The 18,298-nt window shown below is 55.8% G+C and carries 17 protein-coding genes and 1 pseudogene; 8 read left to right on the top strand and 10 right to left on the bottom strand.

Annotated features, from left to right (window positions below):
• Window positions 1-55: 55 nt before the first annotated feature.
• Together QC815_RS15345 and QC815_RS15340 are read right to left on the bottom strand one after the other, a co-directional pair.
• Window positions 56-409, bottom strand: coding sequence for an ArsR/SmtB family transcription factor (locus QC815_RS15345; RefSeq protein WP_310540758.1), 354 nt, complete (start codon window positions 407-409; stop codon window positions 56-58).
• Window positions 410-634: 225 nt separating this feature from the next.
• On the bottom strand, window positions 635-1,819 hold the full coding sequence (locus QC815_RS15340) for an MFS transporter (RefSeq protein WP_310540756.1): 1,185 nt from the start codon (window positions 1,817-1,819) through the stop codon (window positions 635-637).
• Between the two features lie 375 nt (window positions 1,820-2,194).
• Between QC815_RS15340 and QC815_RS15335 the strand changes: the two genes are divergently transcribed.
• The 5 genes from QC815_RS15335 (at window position 2,195) to QC815_RS15315 (ending at window position 5,598) form a co-directional block, all read left to right on the top strand.
• Window positions 2,195-2,539 carry a LysR family transcriptional regulator substrate-binding protein gene (locus QC815_RS15335; protein WP_310540754.1) on the top strand — a complete coding sequence of 115 codons (345 nt, stop codon included), beginning with the start codon at window positions 2,195-2,197 and terminating at the stop codon, window positions 2,537-2,539.
• Between the two features lie 255 nt (window positions 2,540-2,794).
• Window positions 2,795-3,136 (top strand): RpnC/YadD family protein, encoded by a 342-nt coding sequence (locus tag QC815_RS15330; RefSeq protein WP_310540752.1) that lies wholly within the window; start codon window positions 2,795-2,797, stop codon window positions 3,134-3,136.
• Window positions 3,137-3,502: 366 nt separating this feature from the next.
• Complete coding sequence (locus tag QC815_RS15325; RefSeq protein ID WP_230446981.1) at window positions 3,503-4,324, top strand: type IV toxin-antitoxin system AbiEi family antitoxin domain-containing protein; 822 nt, start codon at window positions 3,503-3,505, stop codon at window positions 4,322-4,324.
• Window positions 4,308-5,243, top strand: coding sequence for a nucleotidyl transferase AbiEii/AbiGii toxin family protein (locus tag QC815_RS15320; RefSeq protein ID WP_310540750.1), 936 nt, complete (start codon window positions 4,308-4,310; stop codon window positions 5,241-5,243). Before QC815_RS15325 ends, QC815_RS15320 begins: the two co-directional genes overlap by 17 nt.
• Window positions 5,244-5,415: 172 nt before the next feature.
• On the top strand, window positions 5,416-5,598 hold the full coding sequence (locus QC815_RS15315) for a hypothetical protein (protein ID WP_230446979.1): 183 nt from the start codon (window positions 5,416-5,418) through the stop codon (window positions 5,596-5,598).
• A gap of 193 nt (window positions 5,599-5,791) precedes the next feature.
• On the opposite strand, the gene QC815_RS15310 is transcribed toward QC815_RS15315, so the two are convergent.
• The 6 genes from QC815_RS15310 to QC815_RS15285 form a co-directional block, all read right to left on the bottom strand.
• Entirely contained in the window at window positions 5,792-7,111 is a 1,320-nt protein-coding gene (locus QC815_RS15310) for a type II toxin-antitoxin system HipA family toxin (protein ID WP_310540748.1), read from the bottom strand.
• Window positions 7,098-7,430: a helix-turn-helix transcriptional regulator gene (locus QC815_RS15305; protein ID WP_310540746.1), complete on the bottom strand. Its 333-nt coding sequence runs from the start codon at window positions 7,428-7,430 to the stop codon at window positions 7,098-7,100. Before QC815_RS15305 ends, QC815_RS15310 begins: the two co-directional genes overlap by 14 nt.
• A gap of 324 nt (window positions 7,431-7,754) precedes the next feature.
• Window positions 7,755-8,297 (bottom strand): hypothetical protein, encoded by a 543-nt coding sequence (locus tag QC815_RS15300; RefSeq protein WP_310540744.1) that lies wholly within the window; start codon window positions 8,295-8,297, stop codon window positions 7,755-7,757.
• 36 nt (window positions 8,298-8,333) lie between these two features.
• Window positions 8,334-8,630, bottom strand: a complete 297-nt coding sequence (locus tag QC815_RS15295; RefSeq protein ID WP_230446975.1) for a DUF1330 domain-containing protein — start codon at window positions 8,628-8,630, stop codon at window positions 8,334-8,336.
• A gap of 108 nt (window positions 8,631-8,738) precedes the next feature.
• Entirely contained in the window at window positions 8,739-9,260 is a 522-nt protein-coding gene (locus QC815_RS15290) for a cupin (protein WP_310540742.1), read from the bottom strand.
• A 76-nt stretch (window positions 9,261-9,336) separates the two neighbouring features.
• The gene (locus QC815_RS15285; RefSeq protein ID WP_310540741.1) at window positions 9,337-10,488 is read right to left on the bottom strand and encodes an alpha/beta hydrolase; all 1,152 of its coding nucleotides are present in this window, start codon (window positions 10,486-10,488) and stop codon (window positions 9,337-9,339) included.
• Window positions 10,489-10,912: 424 nt separating this feature from the next.
• On the opposite strand from QC815_RS15285, the gene QC815_RS15280 reads away from it, so the two are divergent.
• Window positions 10,913-14,059, top strand: coding sequence for an ATP-binding protein (locus tag QC815_RS15280; protein ID WP_310540739.1), 3,147 nt, complete (start codon window positions 10,913-10,915; stop codon window positions 14,057-14,059).
• A 57-nt stretch (window positions 14,060-14,116) separates the two neighbouring features.
• On the opposite strand, the gene QC815_RS15275 is transcribed toward QC815_RS15280, so the two are convergent.
• Window positions 14,117-15,763 carry an FAD-dependent oxidoreductase gene (locus tag QC815_RS15275; protein WP_310540737.1) on the bottom strand — a complete coding sequence of 549 codons (1,647 nt, stop codon included), beginning with the start codon at window positions 15,761-15,763 and terminating at the stop codon, window positions 14,117-14,119.
• A gap of 241 nt (window positions 15,764-16,004) precedes the next feature.
• Here QC815_RS15275 and QC815_RS15270 point away from each other — a divergent pair, with 241 nt between their 5' ends.
• A complete protein-coding gene (locus tag QC815_RS15270; protein ID WP_230446970.1) occupies window positions 16,005-16,442 on the top strand; it encodes a VapA/VapB family virulence-associated protein in 438 nt (145 codons plus the stop codon).
• Between the two features lie 257 nt (window positions 16,443-16,699).
• On the opposite strand, the gene QC815_RS15265 is transcribed toward QC815_RS15270, so the two are convergent.
• Window positions 16,700-17,866, bottom strand: a complete 1,167-nt coding sequence (locus QC815_RS15265) for an MFS transporter (RefSeq protein WP_230446969.1) — start codon at window positions 17,864-17,866, stop codon at window positions 16,700-16,702.
• Window positions 17,867-18,010: 144 nt separating this feature from the next.
• On the opposite strand from QC815_RS15265, the pseudogene QC815_RS15260 reads away from it, so the two are divergent.
• Window positions 18,011-18,208 (top strand): annotated as a pseudogene (locus QC815_RS15260) (helix-turn-helix domain-containing protein); the annotation flags it as partial.
• Window positions 18,209-18,298 lie beyond the last annotated feature (90 nt).

Below are 18,298 nucleotides of genomic sequence, written 5' to 3'. Positions count from 1 at the left end.
TTCGAAGTCCGCATGATCGACTAGTGTCCATCGTTGATGGGTAAGATTAAATAGCTCAAAGCGTACGACCCAACATCTCAATGAGCTTCCTGATTCTCTCTTCGTTGCGTCGGTAGTGGGTCCATTTGCCTACTCGGGTAGCGATGACCAAATCTGCTCGCTCCAGAACGCCCATGAATGAAGACACCGTTGACTGTGCAAGCCCGGTCTTCTCGGTGATTTGGCTGACGCATACGCCGACCTCGTCAGGATCCGCGATGCCACGCTCGACGGGGAAATTTTTCCGTGGCTCATGAAGCCACTGCAGAATCTGGAGGCGAACTGGGTTCGACAGTGCCTTGAATACGTCCAATGCATCGTCGGCAGTTTCCGTGAGCGAGGTTCCGTCTACTTGGGGGTTTTTGGTCATTTCGTGTTTACGTCTCTTCGACACATAACGACCTATCGTAACATGTCGATCCTGAAAAGGCGTTCTCCTGTAGGCATTTTTAATCACGCTCGCTCAGTTACAAGCTCAAATGACAGCACTTTGGTAGTGTGAATTTAATTTTTGTTTATGTGCTGTAAGTAGCCGTGTTGGGGATGCGGTATCAAGCTCTGATGAGAACTTGATACCGCTGTTGTTCCATGTTTTTTACAACTCCGTTGATGAAGCTGTCCGACGGCTAGCCACGCTTGACGGCATTAGAACCAGTAGCGCAGCTGTTGCTAGCCCCGCCCCAACCCAAAGCGGAGATGCGAACCCAAGGCCTGCCGCGATCGCGAGGCCGCCGAGCCATGTGCCGAATGCATTGCCGATGTTGAGCGCGGCTATGTTCGCTCCGGATGCGACAGTCGGAGCGTCGCCTGCGAAATGCATGATCCGTAGTTGCAGACCGGGTGCCGTAGCGAAGCCTACAGCCCCTAAAAGGAACATCGCTACGAGAGCGGCCAACGTATTTGTTACCAAGAGCGCGAAGCTGCTTAGCACAGCTATGAGTACAACAAGAATCATCTGGAGGGACCGATCCAAAGCTCGGTCTGCAAGGCGCCCGCCAAGGAGATTGCCGATAAATGTTCCGACGCCGAACAACAACAAGAGCCACGGAACTGCCTTTGCTTCAAACCCGCTGACTTCAGTAAGAGTGAACGCAATATAGGTATACGCCCCAACAAGCCCCCCAAATGTCAGAATGCTAACCATTGCAGAGAGGAGTACCTGTGGACGGTGTAGCACACCGATTTCAGAACGGAGGCTAACTGCTTCCGGTGCTGGTGATCTCTGTACCAATAGCTGAATACCAAAGAAGGTAATTACACCGATGGCGGTGATAACCCAGAAAGTGGCGCGCCAACCAAATTGTTGGCCGATGAAGGTGCCAAAAGGGATACCTACAACATTAGCGACCGTGAGACCTGCGAACATGAGCGAAATCGCTCCCGCCTTTTTATTGTCAGGTACCATGTTTGATGCCACGACGGCTCCCACACCGAAGAAGGCTCCGTGGCATAAGGCGGCTACGATCCGGCCTGTCAGCATGACTGCATAAGTCGGTGCCATTGCAGAGATTAAATTCCCCACAATGAAGAGGACGACGAGTCCGAGAAGGACTCGTTTGCGTTCCACGCGTGAGACTGCTGCCGTAAGGCCAATAGCGCCTACGGCTACGCTCAGTGCATAGCCTGAAACGAGATACCCTGCGACGCTCTCGCTGACGGAGAAGTCCGCTGTGATCTCGGGTAACAGGCCGACTATCCCGAACTCCGTGAGCCCGATCCCGAATCCTCCTAAAGCCAAAGCGATCAGGCCCTTTGGCATAGCCTTCTTTTGCTGCGTCATCAGATTCTCCTGTTATCCACATTTATAATCATACCTTCATATCGAAGTATTTAGATATGTATGTTGGTTTGTCAAATTTTTCCTGTTTTTTTGCCTCTGGAGTTCGATGATCATCAGGCCGTGCTGCCGGATTAGTGAGCTGCTTGGTTCAGTGCCATTGTGGGGTTGCCATCGTCCTTGGGGCGCGGGATTTCATCACAACTCATTGTTCTGGTTGCCTTTAGTGCTCAGTCCACGGCACCGTATAGCGCGATTGGGATATGTTCAGCCTGGGGCTGATGCCGAGCAGTAGCGGAAGGTTAATCAGCGCGATACTCAGCAGCATGATGGCAAAGGTGATCCAGGATTTGAGGAGCGGCCAATCAGTGTGCAGGGATGGAAAGCGGCGTAATCAACATGGGTGTCACAACCGATGTCATCCAACTGAATGACCCTACTGGCCGTGAGCAGTTTGATTGGCAGCTATTAAAGAAGGACGAGATTGTTGCCGTGCTGCCCGCAAGCTATCCACTCAGCAAACAAGCCAGCGTGACGGTGTCGGAGTTGGCGGAGCACCCGCTTGTTATGTCTTTAGGCGGTTGTGAGGCGCTGATCCAGCAAATACTTACCCACTCGTTGGAGGAAGTCGATACCTTCCAGGTGGATTTCTGGGTACGCGATACGCGAACGTTATTGCAGATGGTTGCCGGGGATGTCGGTGTGAGCCTGGCTTGGCGTTAAGCAATAAACCAACGGCTAACGTGGTGACGCTGCCGCTATCACCAAGGCGCGATCGGAACCTGATTGCCTTTTGGCCTAAACGGCAGCCGCTGAATCAGGTTGGCCAGCAATTACTGAGTGAGTGCAAAGCTTAACAGGCCCTTCATTATATCTTGTGAATGTATTACGGGGAGATGAGCATGGTAATCTGACTCGTAACGATTGGCAGAGGCCTCCACGAATCGCCAGGGGCTGCAGCAAGCCGTGGATCGGATCGTGGCGATTATTCAGGCCGATCCTCACAAAGAGCGTATCGACAAGATTATTACCCGCTGGCTTAAACGCCACTTGCAGCGGCTCGGGGCTGAGGTCGACCTCAATCAGCTCAACAGTTTGGTGGAGGATAAAGACATGTTGGCAGAAAATTTGGAAAACTGGGCTCAGCAAGAACGTCAGGAAGGCGAGAAGCTGGGCATGGAGAAAGGCGAGAAGCTGGGTATTGAGAAAACAGCCCGTAATCTGCTCAAGCTGGGAGTGCTTAGTGACGAGCAGATTGCTGAAGCGACTGGTCTGGCGCTAGATAAAGTGGCGAAGCTGCGCATTGAGGGTAAGGGCTGATCCTTGCTTTCATTTCCGTATTTCCACTTCACACATACAGAAAGGGCAGTCCACAAGTGACTGCCCTTTCTGTATGTGGCTGCTGAGGATGGCAGGCATTTCCCATGCCATGAAAGAACCTGATGCAGTGGTTTTAGGTTCAGTAATGAATAGCCGTTTGACGTGAATCAGTAGTGTGCGCTTAGCAAACTAGCTAGTGTGGCCCCAACCTGATTGCCTTCTGGCCTAAGCGGCAGCCGCTGAATCTCGTGGGTAAGCAACTCTTGAGGGCTATAGCCAATAGGCTCACTTATAGTGATCAAAAAGTATTTTAGGTAAACCCCGTAATCACTAGACGGCGTTTTTGAAATCCGTATTATGTTCACTATGAGTGAGCAAAAGTCATCAAAATTAAACCAATTGCTAGCCAGCCTGGGAGACGCTGATTTAGTCTCCAGCCGCTGGTTGCAGGCGCATGGCTATTCGAGAAGCCTTGTGGCGCGTTATGTCGCCAGCGGTTGGCTGGTGTCTCCGGCGCGTGGCGTCTATCTGAGAAAGGGAGGGCGGCTGCAGTGGCAGGGCGTACTACGGAGCTTGCAAGAGCGGGAGGGCTTGGCGTTATACGTCGGCGGGCGCTTCGCGTTGGCAATGCAAGGGCATGAACACTACCTGCGGCTCGGCGAAGCTGCCACGGTAACGATTTACGGGTCTGCACGACCGCCTGGTTGGCTTAGCCAGTTGGCTATGCCTGATCGATTTGAGTTCTGCGGCAAGCCTCCCTTTGCCTGGCCGGTGCCTGATTTCACTGCGGATACGCAGAAGGATCAGCTACTTGAGCAGGGCCTTAAGCGGCAAGAGGTGCTTTCTGGTGCGGGCAGCATCGTTTGTTCTACACCAGAGCGCGCGATATTGGAGCTTTGCGATGGTCCCGCCGGCGCGGCGCTGGTCTACGAAGCTGATGCGCTTATGCAGAGTTTGGCAACACTGAGCCCAAGGCGCGTGACGGCGCTGCTGCGCCATTGCAGCAGCATCAAGGCCAAGCGACTGTTTCTCGCCTTGGCGGATCGGTACCAACACGCATGGCTAAAACGAATCTCATTAGATGGGGTGGATCTCGGCAACGGTAAACGCGTTCTGGTGCCCGGTGGTCGTTTACACCCGACTTATCAGCTCACGTTACCGAGGGACTTGGATGAGCAATTGGGATAAACGCTACACCGACCGCGTACAGCTGCTGGTAGATATTCTCCCGATGTTGTCACTGGAGCCACGTTTTGCATTGAAGGGCGGAACGGCGATCAATCTGTTCGAGCACGACCTTCCTCGACTATCAGTGGATATCGATCTTACATGGCTGCCGACCCAAGGTTTCGCTGAAGATGCCGCCGCGATTGATAATGCGCTGAACATGCTGGCTGATGCATTACGGACTCAATCAAAAACAATGCGTGTGCAGCCGTCGGCCAGTCAAGGCAGTCAAGGTGTCACGCGGTTGATTGTCAGTCGCGGCAGGGCACTTGTGCAGATTGAAACCACGCCAGTCATGCGGGGCACTGTGCATCCAGTACGTGAGATGGATGTTCGGCCGGTGGTGGAGGACGCGTTTGGGTTCGCTTCCGCTCAGGTGCTGAGTTTTGCCGATTTGTATGCAGGAAAACTGGCAGCAGCATTATCGCGTCAGCACCCACGCGACTTGTTCGATGTAGGACTATTACTGGATGACAAGCGAGCTGATAGGACGCTTTGGTACACTTTCCTGGTCTATTTGACCTGTAGTCCAAAACCCGCCTGGGAAATTCTTGAGCCGCAGATGCCTAAGGATTTTGAAGATATTTTTCAGGCACATTTTAAGGGCATGACGGCGGAGCCCGTCACCGCGCATGAGCTACTGAAATATCGGGAACGGCTATTGGTACGTCTTTCTGAGTGGATAGACGAGCCTTCGCGAGAATTTCTGCTCTCAGTCGAAGATGAGCAGCCGGACTTCGGTCTGATTGGTCTGCCCCAGGCTCGTGACCTGCCCGGCGTTAAACGCAAGTTGCAGAATTTGAGTCGTCGTTCCGAGGATAAACGCCGGGCAGACAGGCTTCAATCAGAACAAGCGTTGACGCGGCTTTGGCTTAAGTAATTACATTGAAAGCTTTCATTTTAATAGCCTCAGTACTGAGTTCTCAGTCGCTGATCCACCTCACTTAGAGGTCAGCGTCAAAAGCATTACCCGCTGGTTTAAACGCCACTTGCAGCGACTCGGGGCTGAGATCGACCTCAATCAGCTCAACAGTTTGGTGGAGGATAAAGACATGCTGGCAGAAAATTTGGAAAACTGGGCTCAGCAAGAACGTCAGGAAGGCGAAAGGCTGGGCATCGAGAAAACAGCCCGTAATCTGCTCAAGCTGGGGGTGCTCAGCGATGAGCAGATCGCTGAAGCGACTGGTCTGGCGCTAGATGAAGTGGCGAAGCTGCGCGAGGAAGGCAAGCGCTGATCTGCTTTTATTTCCGTATTTCCTATTCACGCATAGAACGAAAGGGCTGTCCAAGTGACGGCCCTTTCTATTCGAAGAATCTATCTCACAGGCCTATGAGCCGAATAAAAACCTTAATCGGCTCATAAAATGATCTGAATAGTGGAGTTAATCGGCACATGCATGTTTTAAAACAACGCAACTGGTCGCTTTTTTAACCGAGCAATTGCGCGCGCGCAGACTCAAAGCCTTCACGTAACGGGCTATGTCCGGCCCCCAGGCCTTCAACGCAATAGCTGTTCAAAAACTGCCGACCGGCAAAGAGCTTCCGGTCAGTCTCGGTCAGCTTGGCTTCCTCGCAGAGCCCCTTCCACTCACTGGCAATCGTTGCGAGCTGTTGCTCAATGATGATCTTGGCTTCTGTGTCATTGAGCAAGAAATCAGGCGCGGCCGCGAGACAGCTATGCAGCGTGCTCATACGGTTTTCACCCTTGATCAGCATCGCCTGTGTCGCCTCGTTGCCGGTTCTTCCTTGGGGGCAAATGTCATAGGCTGGGGTCAAAGTGAGCATCTCGCCGTCCCAGAAAGCAGCATGATTGCGGGCATGGTCGTCCGTGTTGCCGCATAGGATATTGAAAATGATCCGTCCGTAGAGCTCTCGCAGCGTTTCCTGTGGGTCGCTGAAGCGGTGACGGATAATCTCGGCAAGATCTTCATAAGACGCATAGCGTGCCATCATTTCGTCAAGGCCGAGCATCGTCAGAGCCGAGACCATCGCTTTACGCTGCCAGCCAGCCTCTGATTTGAGGCGGTCAAAGCGTTCGATGAGCAGCACGTCCTTGCCAGCCGCTGAGATCATCGAGACAGGGGCAACATTGAGCTTACATAAAGCCGCGAGCTTCATGGCGATAAATTCCGCTTTCACGACGCTGTAAATGTCCGTGCTCGACGAGAACTTGGCGATTGTTTTGTGATCGCCGTTATCGATCAGGGCTTTCGGGCGCGCGCCGCCGATCGACGTGCCGTGGTTCAACGCCTGATCTAGCGCTGGCGTCAGCAGGGCGCCTTGCTCGACCCGCTCGGCCGCTTCAAGCAATTCCTCATAGGGTGCTTCTGCCTTGAGGCGGGGAACGTATTCTGTGGCGGAATGCTGAAAATCGAGGGCACCGATTCGGTCCGATCCCGACTCAAGTAAGTAGGTCAGTTCGTCGATGTCGCTGGTTTCGGTCTCGGCGGCCTTGGCACCCATCAGACGGTTGATGATAACCCTGCGGCCCCAAGCGTCGGGCGAGCCGTCACGAAGGCAACTGGCCATTGCCAAGCCAGCGGCCGGTTCGATCAGGCCGCGGCGGAGTGGAAGCTCTGGGTTATAGATGGGTATCGCGTCATCACGCTCCAGATAGCTAGCGCCATAGTTGAAAGCGTAGGTGCCCCTTTGCTTTGTGATGCGGCCAGCCACGACGGGTTGTGTTTCTCCCGGCAGCCAAATCCAGCCATAGGCTTCTTTGTGGTCAGTAAGCTTAGAAGTCATCATCGACCTCCTGCTTACTAGGGCGAACGCTCTTAGGCAGCAGTGTTAGTTTTTCTTCGAGGTGGGCGCTGTGCACTGCAAGCGTCCGCTCGTCAGCATCGAACAAACGGACACCGACGAGGGCGGCAACCTCGAAGACGGTGCCGATCTCAGAACCAGCTTCGCCGTTTTCGATATTGCGGAGGGTCTTGCGGGTGATGCCTGCGCGTTCCGCCAGTTCGGTAGCCGTCAGTTTGCGCTCCAAACGGCCAGCCTTGATCAACTTGCCAAAGATTGAGAGCGCCTGCTTCGTAACGCGAGAGTAGCTGCGTGCCCGTTTCATCGCTATTCCGTTTATTTGAGTACTTAAAGACCCATGAGATAGCCCATGGATCTTTAAGTGCTCATTATGGACCTGTGTGAGCAAGATGCCAAGATCATGGGTAACTTATGACGCGTAGGGCCTGAAGGTGACGCTGGAGCAAGAGACTGTTTAGTTCAGCCAGGCGCAGATGTATAAATTTTTCGGACACGAGCGTTCGATTATTACAAAGCACATTCGCAACGTTTTTAAAGAGGGAGAGTTGGAGCGAAATTCAGCATGCGCAAAATTTGCACATGCTGCCGAAGGTGGAAAAACTTATCAAAAAGAAGGCTGATGGCCGGGCTATTGCGACTGAGGGGATTTCTTTACCGGTCCTGGCTCTGATGCTGGCTCTGGCTCGATCACGATTTCATGCGCAAGCCGCTCTTCTTCCAGCGCTGCCAGGGCAATCTGGTAGCAATCTTCGATATGACGGTTGCCCATCACCTTCATGGCGGTGAAGCTGATGCTGCCTGCCACGGCGCTACCGATTAGCGGGACGAACTTCGTCACGCCTTTCGCGGCGACCTTGATGCCCATCTTGTTGAGCACCGTCACGATGAGTTTTTTGGTGATGTATTTCCCGGCCAGCTTGCTGCCGGTGTTGGAGATGGCGGTCATCACAAAGAGCTTGGATTCGGTATCCAGGCTTTCGATTTGTTCAGGCGATAAACCGAATTTTTCATTAATTCGGGGGATCAACCGCATCAAGATGGCCACGTCTGAGCCAAGGTCCACCCCGGGGATGGGAATGATCGCCGCCCCGGCAGAAAGGCCTGAACTCCTTGTGACCATCGACTGGCACGACTGCTTGATGGCGTCGAGGTCTTCACGTGACTCGATCATGATGCGGCCCTCTCTTGATAGACGATGGTTGGCTTCTCAGGCGCCTTCAATCCCATCCACGATAAACACTCGATAGTCGGCCCCCTGGAAACGGTGCTGGCGGGCTTCCTGGTAGGCGGGGCTTTCATACCAGGCGCGGGCGGCGGCCATATCGGGGAAGCGTAAAATCACCGCGCCTTCCATGGCGCTACCTTCGAGCACTTTAAAATCGCCGTAGAACGCGAGCGGTTCCGGGTCGTGGCCTTCCCGGGCGGCTTTGGCCTTTTCGCTGTAGCGCTCCATTTCGTCAGTGTCGTGGGTGTGTTCTTTGATCATCACCACATAGGCTGGCATAGGACTTTCCTTCGGTATTTGGCATGGGAGTGCCAGAGCGGCTTGGGTGATGGCTCTGGCTACGTATAGGCCTGTTGATAATACCGTTTATCGGCAGGGTCAAGGTGATTACGCTGTCGTTTGGCGCCACAGGTTTTTCAACGGACCGCCGACCGGGTCGCTTTCGGGCATCGCCGTGCTCGCCACGCGCGCTTGCGCCGCTTCCAGCTGTGCCGGGTCGCCGCGCTCTATGGCCGGGTTTTGCCCCGGCGGGTAGGCGCCCACCATGCAAAAGTCATCATCCGCCTCGAGGCTGGCATGCCCGACACCTGCGGGCAGCACCAGTACATCGCCCGCACAAAGCATCAGTTCGCGGCCGTTGGGGCCGCCCAGCCGGGCACGGGCCTGCCCGCGAAAAATGCCCAGGACCTCGTGAGCGGTCGAGTGGAAGTGGTCAAAGTCATACAGGTGGTAGCGCCATGCCGGCGGCCAGCCGTGGCGCTTGAACATGGCTTCGAAGGTGGCGGCACACGCCTCTGGGTCACGAGTGTCGATAACGTCCCGGTAGATCAACACTGGCAGTGGGGAGTTGGGGTAGCCGGTCGCGTCATCGCTGTCCAGATGGAGCGTTTCGGGTTGCTCGATACTCATCATGGCCTCCTGTGTCGTGATGGGTGTCTCACAGCGTAGACGTGAGTGGCGCGATGGGTCAGCCCATTGTCACCGCTCAGTCGCCCGTTACCTCGCGGATGTCGTCGAGGAGCTCGTCAAAGTAGGGGTTCCAGGTCAAACGGGCGTGGTACTTTTCCGGGTCCTGCTGGCCCCAGGCGCTGAACCACAGGGCGTCCGGGTCGTCGGGTGGGGTGAGGTCTTCCTGCCCGTTTTCCAGCATGGTGTAGCTGCCCGCTTCACCGTAATAGGGGTTCTCGGGTGCAAACAGCACATTCATGTGGGAAAAGTTGCTGATTCGTCGTTCGGGCAGGTAGCTGGTGAGTGCCGTGATGCGAGGGTCGTCGAGGTGTGGCGGTGTGTCGCCGTACCAAACGAAGCGCGATTTCGGGTTGGGAAAGCGGGTTTGAAAGGCATCGAGCGTGGCGGCGGGGTCGAGAACGCTGTCGTGCTGGCTCATGGTCATCAGCACGGGTTTATCGAAGTGCTCGGCTTCGAGGTTTTTTTGCACGGCGCTGACCGAGCGATAATACAGCGCGGCGCCGCGGGACGGCAGCGACTGGTACGTGGCGATATTGTCCTCGTCGTCGATGTCTAGCCAGTCCCAGAAATAAGAAATGGCCGGGGCAAGAAAGAGGTATTGGCTGTCCGGGTAGAAGCCGGGGGAGAACAGCAGCAACCCCTCGACGCGATCGTCCTTTAACGCCTGGGCGGTCACCAGGTTGCCTCCGGTCGAAAACCCGCCCAGCCAGAGCTCATCGACTTCATTCGCAAGCAGCTGGGTGTGATGGGCGACGGCATCTTCCCAATCCTCATGGGCCGGCAGCATCAGGTCGGCGGGGCGGCTGCCATGGCCCGGCAACAGAATCGAACGAACCAGCCAGCCGTCTTCCGCCATGGCGTTGGCCATATCCGTGAAATACCACGGGCTTGAGCCCAGCCCGTGCACGAATAGAATGCCGCGTTTTTCCGGCGTATCCGGGCGACGTTCAAACGGGGCATTGAGCGCTATCTCGCGGTGGCGGTCGTCGCCGATGAAGGCGCGATTGTCGGCAATCCACGCGTGGGTGTCGCGCACGTACTCATCGAAGCTTGGCTGATCATGGCGCGGCAGGCTGCCCGAGGGCTGAAAACGCGGGGAATCCGGCGGCATAGCGCAGGAGGACAGCAATACGAGGGCGACAAGTAGAAAGCTTATACGAAGAAACATGAAACGCTCCATCCATCATTATGGGCCGTTACCAGGGCGCCCATTTGAACCTACTTGGTTTCCTGAGTGGGTATGGCCCATCAGGTGGTGTGTTCATACACCGCCTAGACGTTGCTCACCGCTTTTGGGAGCCTCTGGTCGTTCGGGTTGTCATTGACAAGTACAACCACAGGCGCTGCATTTACTGGTTGAAGTCGGGCATGAAGCAAGTTTAATTGGACGCCGTCGCCAACGTTTGGATGTGAGGATTAGCCAGTCGGTTAGCATCGTTTGGCGTTAACGACGCTTCACGTTAGCGCCGTTAATTTGTTGACATCGAATGTTAAAAAAACTAGGCCTTTGATCAGCAGCCTTTCATGTAAGCATAATAAAGCGAGATAGTCTTTATTTCCCGCGTGTTTTGAGAGAAAGGAAACCGCTAACAATGGTAGCTCTCCAGGATGGGCGCTTGCGCCTGGATCGCCAACGCTTGAAAGAGCACCGCAGGCGGCTTGGCCTGAGCCAGGAAGCGCTGGCTGAATATTGCTTCGACCAGCGTCTGTGCGTCTCTATCGCCTCCATCAAACGGGCTGAGAGTGGGCGTAAGGTGCTTTACCGTACTGCTCGTCACTTGGCCGAGATCTATGGGGTCGAGGTAGAGGCACTGTCGGTAGAGGATGACGAGGCTTTCGCCGTGTCCACCGCCGACATCGAGGAGATGGAGAACGCTCGGGTGTTGATCCAACTGCATGCCTTGGCGGCCGATCAGTCGGCTCTGGCAAGTTGGGTCGAGCATTTCGGCGGTAGCCTTGAGGAAGGAGGTAAGGCGCTTTTCGGACTGCACCGGGCTTACCGTAGCGATGCGCAGCGTGGCCTGTTATGCGCCGCCACTTTGGTAGAGCAGGGCTTGGCCCAGGCTGTTTACCTCAGGGCTGACCACTGGCCGAATGATACGGCTCTCGCCATGGCGGAGGAGTGCAGCGGCGTGTGGGTCGACCGTGGGGTGGCGGTGCAATTGGCCGAGCGTTTTGTTTTCGACGACGAAGGGGGCGATTGGTTGCGTTATCGTCATCCCAGGGACGAGGCGCATGACATTCGCTTCGAGTTGGTGGGGCGGCGTGTGCAACTGGGCCAGTTGGAAGCCATTCTGGAGAGTACTCGAGACTACCAAGCTGGCCATTTGATCTATATTCGCGGCGTGGCCGGTATTGGCAAGACGCGTCTCAGTGCTGAGTTTGCCGAAATGGCGGCGACTTATGCCGATCATCACCAGGCCGAGGTATTGGACTTTGGCACCCGCGCTGATGAGGGGCCGTTGATGCAATTGGCACGTTCGTTGCTTCAGACGTCCGATGCGGAGATAAATGAAGCACATCTGCTTGCTCGCCTCTCGGCACTCCGCCTATCCCTGGATCATGCCATGCTGTTGCGTCCATTGCTGGGATTGGCGCAACCGGAAGATGCACAGCGTTTTTACGCCGCCATGACCCCGGAGACTCGACGCCAGCGTTTGGTTCTGGCACTGCGAGACATTCTTCTTGCTCGGTCTATCCACCGCCCGCAATTGCTGGTAGTTGAAGATCTACATTGGGCTGATGAGGCGCTGCTAGGAACTCTCACCGGGCTGCTGCAGGAGACGCTTGAAGCGCCCGTGATCTGGTTGTTTACTTCACGTCTTGAGCAGGATCCGCTGGAGACCCGGCTAAGGCCACAGTTGCCTGAATCGCCGCTGACACTGATCGAGCTTCCGCCGCTGCGCGCCCACGAGGCCGAGGCTCTGGTCGCCAGTGTGGGTAAGGTTCACGCTGAGCATATCTCCCGCTTAGTGACTCAAGCTCAGGGTAATCCGCTATTTCTGACCCAGATGTTGTTGTTTCATCCTCACAGCAGTATGCCAGCCAGCCTTGCCAATCTGGTGCAAACCAAGCTGGATCAACTCACTGATCTGGATCGTCGGGCAATATGTATCGCTGCCGTCATGGGGCAGAGATTCTCCCTGACGCTGCTGCAGGAAATGTTGGGACAGCCCGACTATCAACCCGAACTCCCCCAGCGCTTTAGCTTAGTACGCCCTCTAGATGAAGAGAGCTACCGCTTCGTGCACGATCTGATTCTGCAGGGCATCTATGAAGGGATACCCAAGATACAGCGCGACCGTCTGCATCTTCGCCTGGCCGGGTTGTATAACGAAGCGGAACCGGGGCTGTGTGCGCGGCATCTTCACCGTGCGCGATCTCTGGAGGCGCCGGATGCTTTCCTGAAAGCGGCTTCGGAAGAAATAGCCCGCTATCGGTATGAGGAAGCTCTGGCGCTGCTGAGGCAGTGTCACGCCATCGATTATGCGCCGAAGGATGAGTACCGATTAATGCTACTGCAAGGTCAGGTAGCGATGGCGACTGGGCGTATTCAAGCGGCTCGGGAGCACTTTGAGGCCGCGCGTACATTCGCTCAGGATGAGTCTCAGCGCATTGCTGCAGACCTTTGGTTGGCTCGGGTGCTGAATATGCTCGACGCTTTGGAGGCGGAAGAGATGATTCTGGATGGCCTGCTTCCGCTGGCCGAGGCGCTTGATGATCCCTTGCCCCTTGCAGAAGCGCTCTACCTAAAGGGCAACCTCTATTTTCCCCGTGGCGATTTTGCCACCAGCCGCGCCTATCATACCCGAGCCCTGGAGCAGGCCCGTCATGGTGGTGACGTACGCACCGAGATTCAAGCGCTTAGCGGCCTGGGCGATGCTCACTATGCCGAGGGGCAGATGCGCAGCACCTATGAGCTTTTCGATCACTGCGTGGCGCTCTGCCGAAGGCATGGCCATGCAGAGCTGGAGGCCTCAAATCTATTTATGTTGGGTACGGCCCGGCTCTATGCCAACGAAACCGGGGAGGCTTTAAGGGACTGTTTTGAAGCTGCCGAGCTGGGCAAGCGAGTTGGTAATCGGCGTGCCGAGGTGGTGGCACGGATGACGGCGGCTTGGATTCTGATTTCCCAGGGTGCTCTCCATGAGGCCGACGAGCAGCTCTCTCAGGCGCTGGCGGTGGCTCTGGAGCTGGGGTCAGGGCGCTTCGAGGCTTTTCTTTTGGAAAGTCGCGCTCGGGTCCAGCTAATTACCGGCCGTCGAGCGGAAGCTCAAGCCAGCATCGAGCGTGCCTGGCAATTGGTGGAGCAACATAAGCTGAAGCCATTTATCGGGCCCTGGGTGTTAGGCACTCGAGCACTGCTTGAAGACGATCCCGAGGTTCGCTTGGCGACGCTGCAGCAAGGCGAAGCGCTGTTGAATACGGGCTGTGTAGGACACAATGGTTACCGTTTCCTGGTCGCGGCAGCGGAGGTCTGTCTGCTTGACGACCGCCCGGCGACGGCTCGCCATTATGCGCGCCGCTTGACCCAACTGATGGCAGCGGAACCTTGCGCCTGGGGCGAGCATCACCGGGAGCTGATTGAAGCTCACGCTGATTGGCTGGAGTTGGAGCTGGAGAAGGGCAAAGAGAGCGAAAAGGCGGTCGCTCTGGACACATTACGTGCTTGCTGGCGTCGGGGCGAAGCCGCTGGCCTGCTGATGACAATGCCCTCCCTGGCGGCCAGTCGGCACTAGCCCCGTGTTCTATCGTACGCTTGGCTCAGTACCCTTCATCATCAGTACCCTTCATCATCAGTACCCTTCATCATCAGTACCCTTCATCAATAGAGTGGCGAGATGCTCTGACTGTTCCAGACACTGTTCCTGTAGACCTGCGCCGCGAGTCCAGCCGCCGACAAACAGCAGTGGGCATACGTCCAGGTGGCCCTCGCAGCGTCTCTGGGCGATCGTTTGATTATAGCGCTCTATTTCCGTTTGGGCCTCCAGGCAGTTGGCATCGAGTACATTGTGCTTGAACAGCGTCCAGGCCTTGGTCTCAAGGGCGCTGTCCAATGGTGGCAGTCGATTTCGATAGCCTGCTTCCCTGGGTGCGGCGGCGGCTAGTGCTGCGGGTTCGTTGAGGGGGGAGGGGCGCCTGTCGAGCATCTCGCAACGGGGAATCCGGTTGAGATCATCCACCAGGGAAACGAAGAACTGCGGTAGGCCTGCCTGATTGTAGGCTGGGTTTTCTGCATCGTTCTGGTGGCGATTGGCGACATAGTCGATCCGGTACGGGAAGAAGGTGTCTTCGGGATTACGCACCTCAATGTTGTAGGTGCGCCACAGGTTGCGATTTGGTGGCATGTGGACGGCAGCAGTATGGCAGACGCTATAGCTGCGGGTGTAGCGCACCTTGCCAAGGATATGCTGGAGGCCTCGCTGGGTGTCAGAAAGGCCGTCACCAAATGTCAGCATTGGCAAGGCATCTTCGGCATGGGTAGCCATGATTAGAAGGTCGGCTTCCCAGTGGCGTGCTTCGGAAGCGGCACGCTCGCTTAACCTGACACCTTGTGGTGAGAGGCTTGCCTCCACGTCAATGCCGCGCAGAATCTTAACGCTGGGGCCCTGAGTCTCGGGGTTAGTGATATGAGCGGCCAATGCTTCAAGCCAGTGCTGAGAACCGTGCTCGAAGTAGCGGCGATCAGGGGGCGAGCCTCCTTCCTGAATGCGGTAATACTCGAAAGGCGCTTGGAGCGGCATACCGCCTGGACCACGATCGTCGGCAAAGTACATGGCGGATATGCGTGGATAATAGATAACGCGACGTATACGTTCCAGCCGGGCCGACAATGCCGGATCCTGCCAGTCAATGATGATACCCAAATGATCCGCCGTGGCAGCCAGCATATCGCGAGGCTTGGCAACGCAGCTGTCGAAGAAGTCGTCCACCGTGTAGCGAGGCGTAATGCGCCCGCTCTCAACCAGGTCGATGGCGCTCTGATGTACTACGTCGATCAGCGGTGCCAGCTTGCCACCCTCGGCTTTACTCAGCTCATGGGCGGGGTCGCTGACGCCGCAGGCCAAGTCGCGGTCATCGGTGAGAGCAATCGTTCCGTCACGGTTGAAATAGCTCTCGGTATTTTCAAGCGGCTTCATACGCGCTAACTCGCCGATCTCGCTTAGCACGGCGTGAAGGCGATGGTAGGTAGCCAAGTTGACATCATTGACGCCAAGGTCTGCCCAGCGCTGATAAGGCGAATCGGGCTTTCCCGGTTGTTTTCGATTGCCCAGATCGACCCACACCGTTTCAGCGTTGCCGCCTAGAGTGGTCTTGCGCTCGAATAAGGTGACGTCTATCTGCTGGGCCTCCTTGCTGCCGAGCTTCTGCAGGTAATAGGCAAGTGACAGGCCGGAGACGCCGCCGCCAATGATGGCGACCCGAAGCGGTGTAGTGTCCATGGTAATGCTCCTTGTGCAGTCGTTTGCTCTAGGGTCTTTCGAGCGCACGTCGCTGCCAAGGGGTGACGAGAAGCTGATACTGAAGTGATCCCCTGAGCTATGTGTGGTTGTTCCAGCGAGTTTGGGTGATGCCGAGCTGATGCGGTGATGACGCGCTATCCAAGCTGAAATGCGTAGGGCAAGTAAGCCACGGTCGATTGATGACCGTTGAGACCACCATATCTACACGAGGTATCTAACAATGAACGCTTCTCAAGCCATTGATAAAAAAATGATTGCCCACGATTTTCGTGTTGCTATGCACGACAAGCTCGAACCTGGACATATTGATGACGTCGAACATGCATTGATGACGGCCACGAAGTCCTATCCGGCTACCGGCAGCGTGGCCAGCATGATTTTCTATCTCAAGTTTCAGGTTAATATCACCGATGGAAAGTCTTTCAACGGCGATGCTGGCGGCATCTCTTCGGCGGGCGGCGGTGCCCTCATGGGGGATGTTTATACGGATGATCTTGATCGGCTCTATCGTGATACGGTGAGTTTCGAGTTTCAGGGTACGCCCGTTTATCTGAGCATCCTGTTCTTCGATAGCCACAGCAAACTGCTGGGCCACTTCCAGTCGGGTGCCGTATCCACCGTTACTGGCACCGGCGGTGGCAAAGGTAGTTGGGACTGAGTCGTACTTTGGGTTCCGAGCCCTGGGGTGCCTTCGGTACTCTGGGGTAATGCAATACGCCCCTGCCAACGTGGTGCGTCTGGAATGTTCTCCGGTAAGTGAGCGGGGCTTTTTGAGCCTTTGCGGGTTAGAGAACCCTTATTTTATCCACCATACTTGTCTGGAGGAGGCTCGTCGCTTTTTAATCCGCCCACTGCCAGTGGTCTGCATAACCGCCAAGCGGCAGGCAAAGGGCCCCTTGGCGTGTCCGAACAGAGCTAACGCTTAGTGCGTGTGACGATGATTAGCTGTGTCGCCGCACCTACAGCGGCGATAACCCCCGCGCCAATGGCCAATGTCGAAACAGGAAAGCTGAAGGCCAGCAAAACGCCCCCGAACGCAGCGCCTATCGCACTGCCCAAATAGAGCACTGATTCATTGAGTGCGACGGCCAGGTTACCGTCGCCGTGGGCTTGGCGCGTACGAACGAGTTCGTTGTTTTGTGGCACTTGCAGCGCCCAGCCCACCGCCCCCCAAAGCGCAATAGGCAGTAACGTCAGAAGTGGGTGAACCGACGCCGTGAAAGGCAGAGCAATGAGCGCCAAAAAGAGCAGCGACATAATCGCCAGGGTAATCACAGGGCCGATAAACCTGTCCACCAGAGGCCCAATCAGAAAACTACCCACGACGCCGCCAATCCCCCACACCCATAAATAGCCGGTAATCGACTGAACAGCGCCTGATTCGGTGGCCGCCATAAACGGGGCAATAAAGGTATACATTCCCAAACTGGCAATGGCGCCCAATAAGGAAACCGCCAGTATGGCCATGGCATGAGGGCTTCGTAAAATAGCGAGTTTGCGAACAAGTGAAAGCGTTGGTGCGGATGGAAGCGCAGGTAGCTTTACCTGTAGCCCCGCGTAGGCGATTAACCCAAGTGCTGAAATAAGCCACATCGCTGACGCCCAGCCAAAACGCTCCGCCAGTAACAGGCTAATAGGCACCCCCAGTACCGTGCCGCTCGCCATACCACCCATAATGATGGCAATCGCTTTACCGCGGTGAGCCTCAGCCGTTATAGCGGCTGAGGCGGCAATGCCCATGGCAAGGTAAACCCCTGCGCCAACGCCAGCGACCGCCCGCCATATCGTGAGTGATAAGAAACTGGTGGCCAGGGCGCTGGCGATATTTGCCACAATAAAAACGGCTAGCGCCAGTAGTAAGCCCAAGCGCTGGTGCTTGCCAGGCAGTAGCGCAACGACCACAGGCGAGCCTAGGCCGTAGGCTAGGGTGAATGCGGTGACTAACTGCGCCGCCGTGGCCGCAGAGACACTAAAGGCGTCTTCGATGAGGGGAATTAGCCCCGCAGTCACATAAGAGGCCATCCCAAGTGCAAACGCACCCAGTGCCACGAGGTATACTGATAGACGAGATTGGTCAGCCATAACACACTCCAGGCATAAGCATTAGGAAAGAATCCGCCAGCGCTGTTTTGCCAGCGAAGGGCTATTCTGGAGAGGCTTTTTAGGGGGTACAATTTAACCGTTTATGCTATTACTAAAAGTGATGAGTTATTTAAAGGTAACAGGATGACTGCTCCCCGGACGCTGGCTCGAAAGCGGGAAGACTTGGCAGAGTTTCTACGCATGCACCGAGAGAAAATCGCACCAGAAGATATGGGGCTTCCTCGTGGCCGCCGAAGGCGTACGCCGGGGTTAAGGCGTGAAGAAGTCGCCGCTTTAGCGGGCGTGGGGCTGACTTGGTATACCTGGTTGGAGCAGGGGCGTGTAGTGGTTCAATAATTCCGGACACCAACGTAGGTGGTAAGATCGCCACCATAAACGAGGTGTCTGATGACCAGAAAACGACGTTCCTTT

This window comes from Vreelandella gomseomensis, assembly GCF_031451645.1.
Lineage (GTDB): Bacteria > Pseudomonadota > Gammaproteobacteria > Pseudomonadales > Halomonadaceae > Vreelandella > Vreelandella gomseomensis.
Note: the sequence above shows the minus strand (reverse complement) of the source record. Positions and strands in the feature narration are given on the sequence as shown.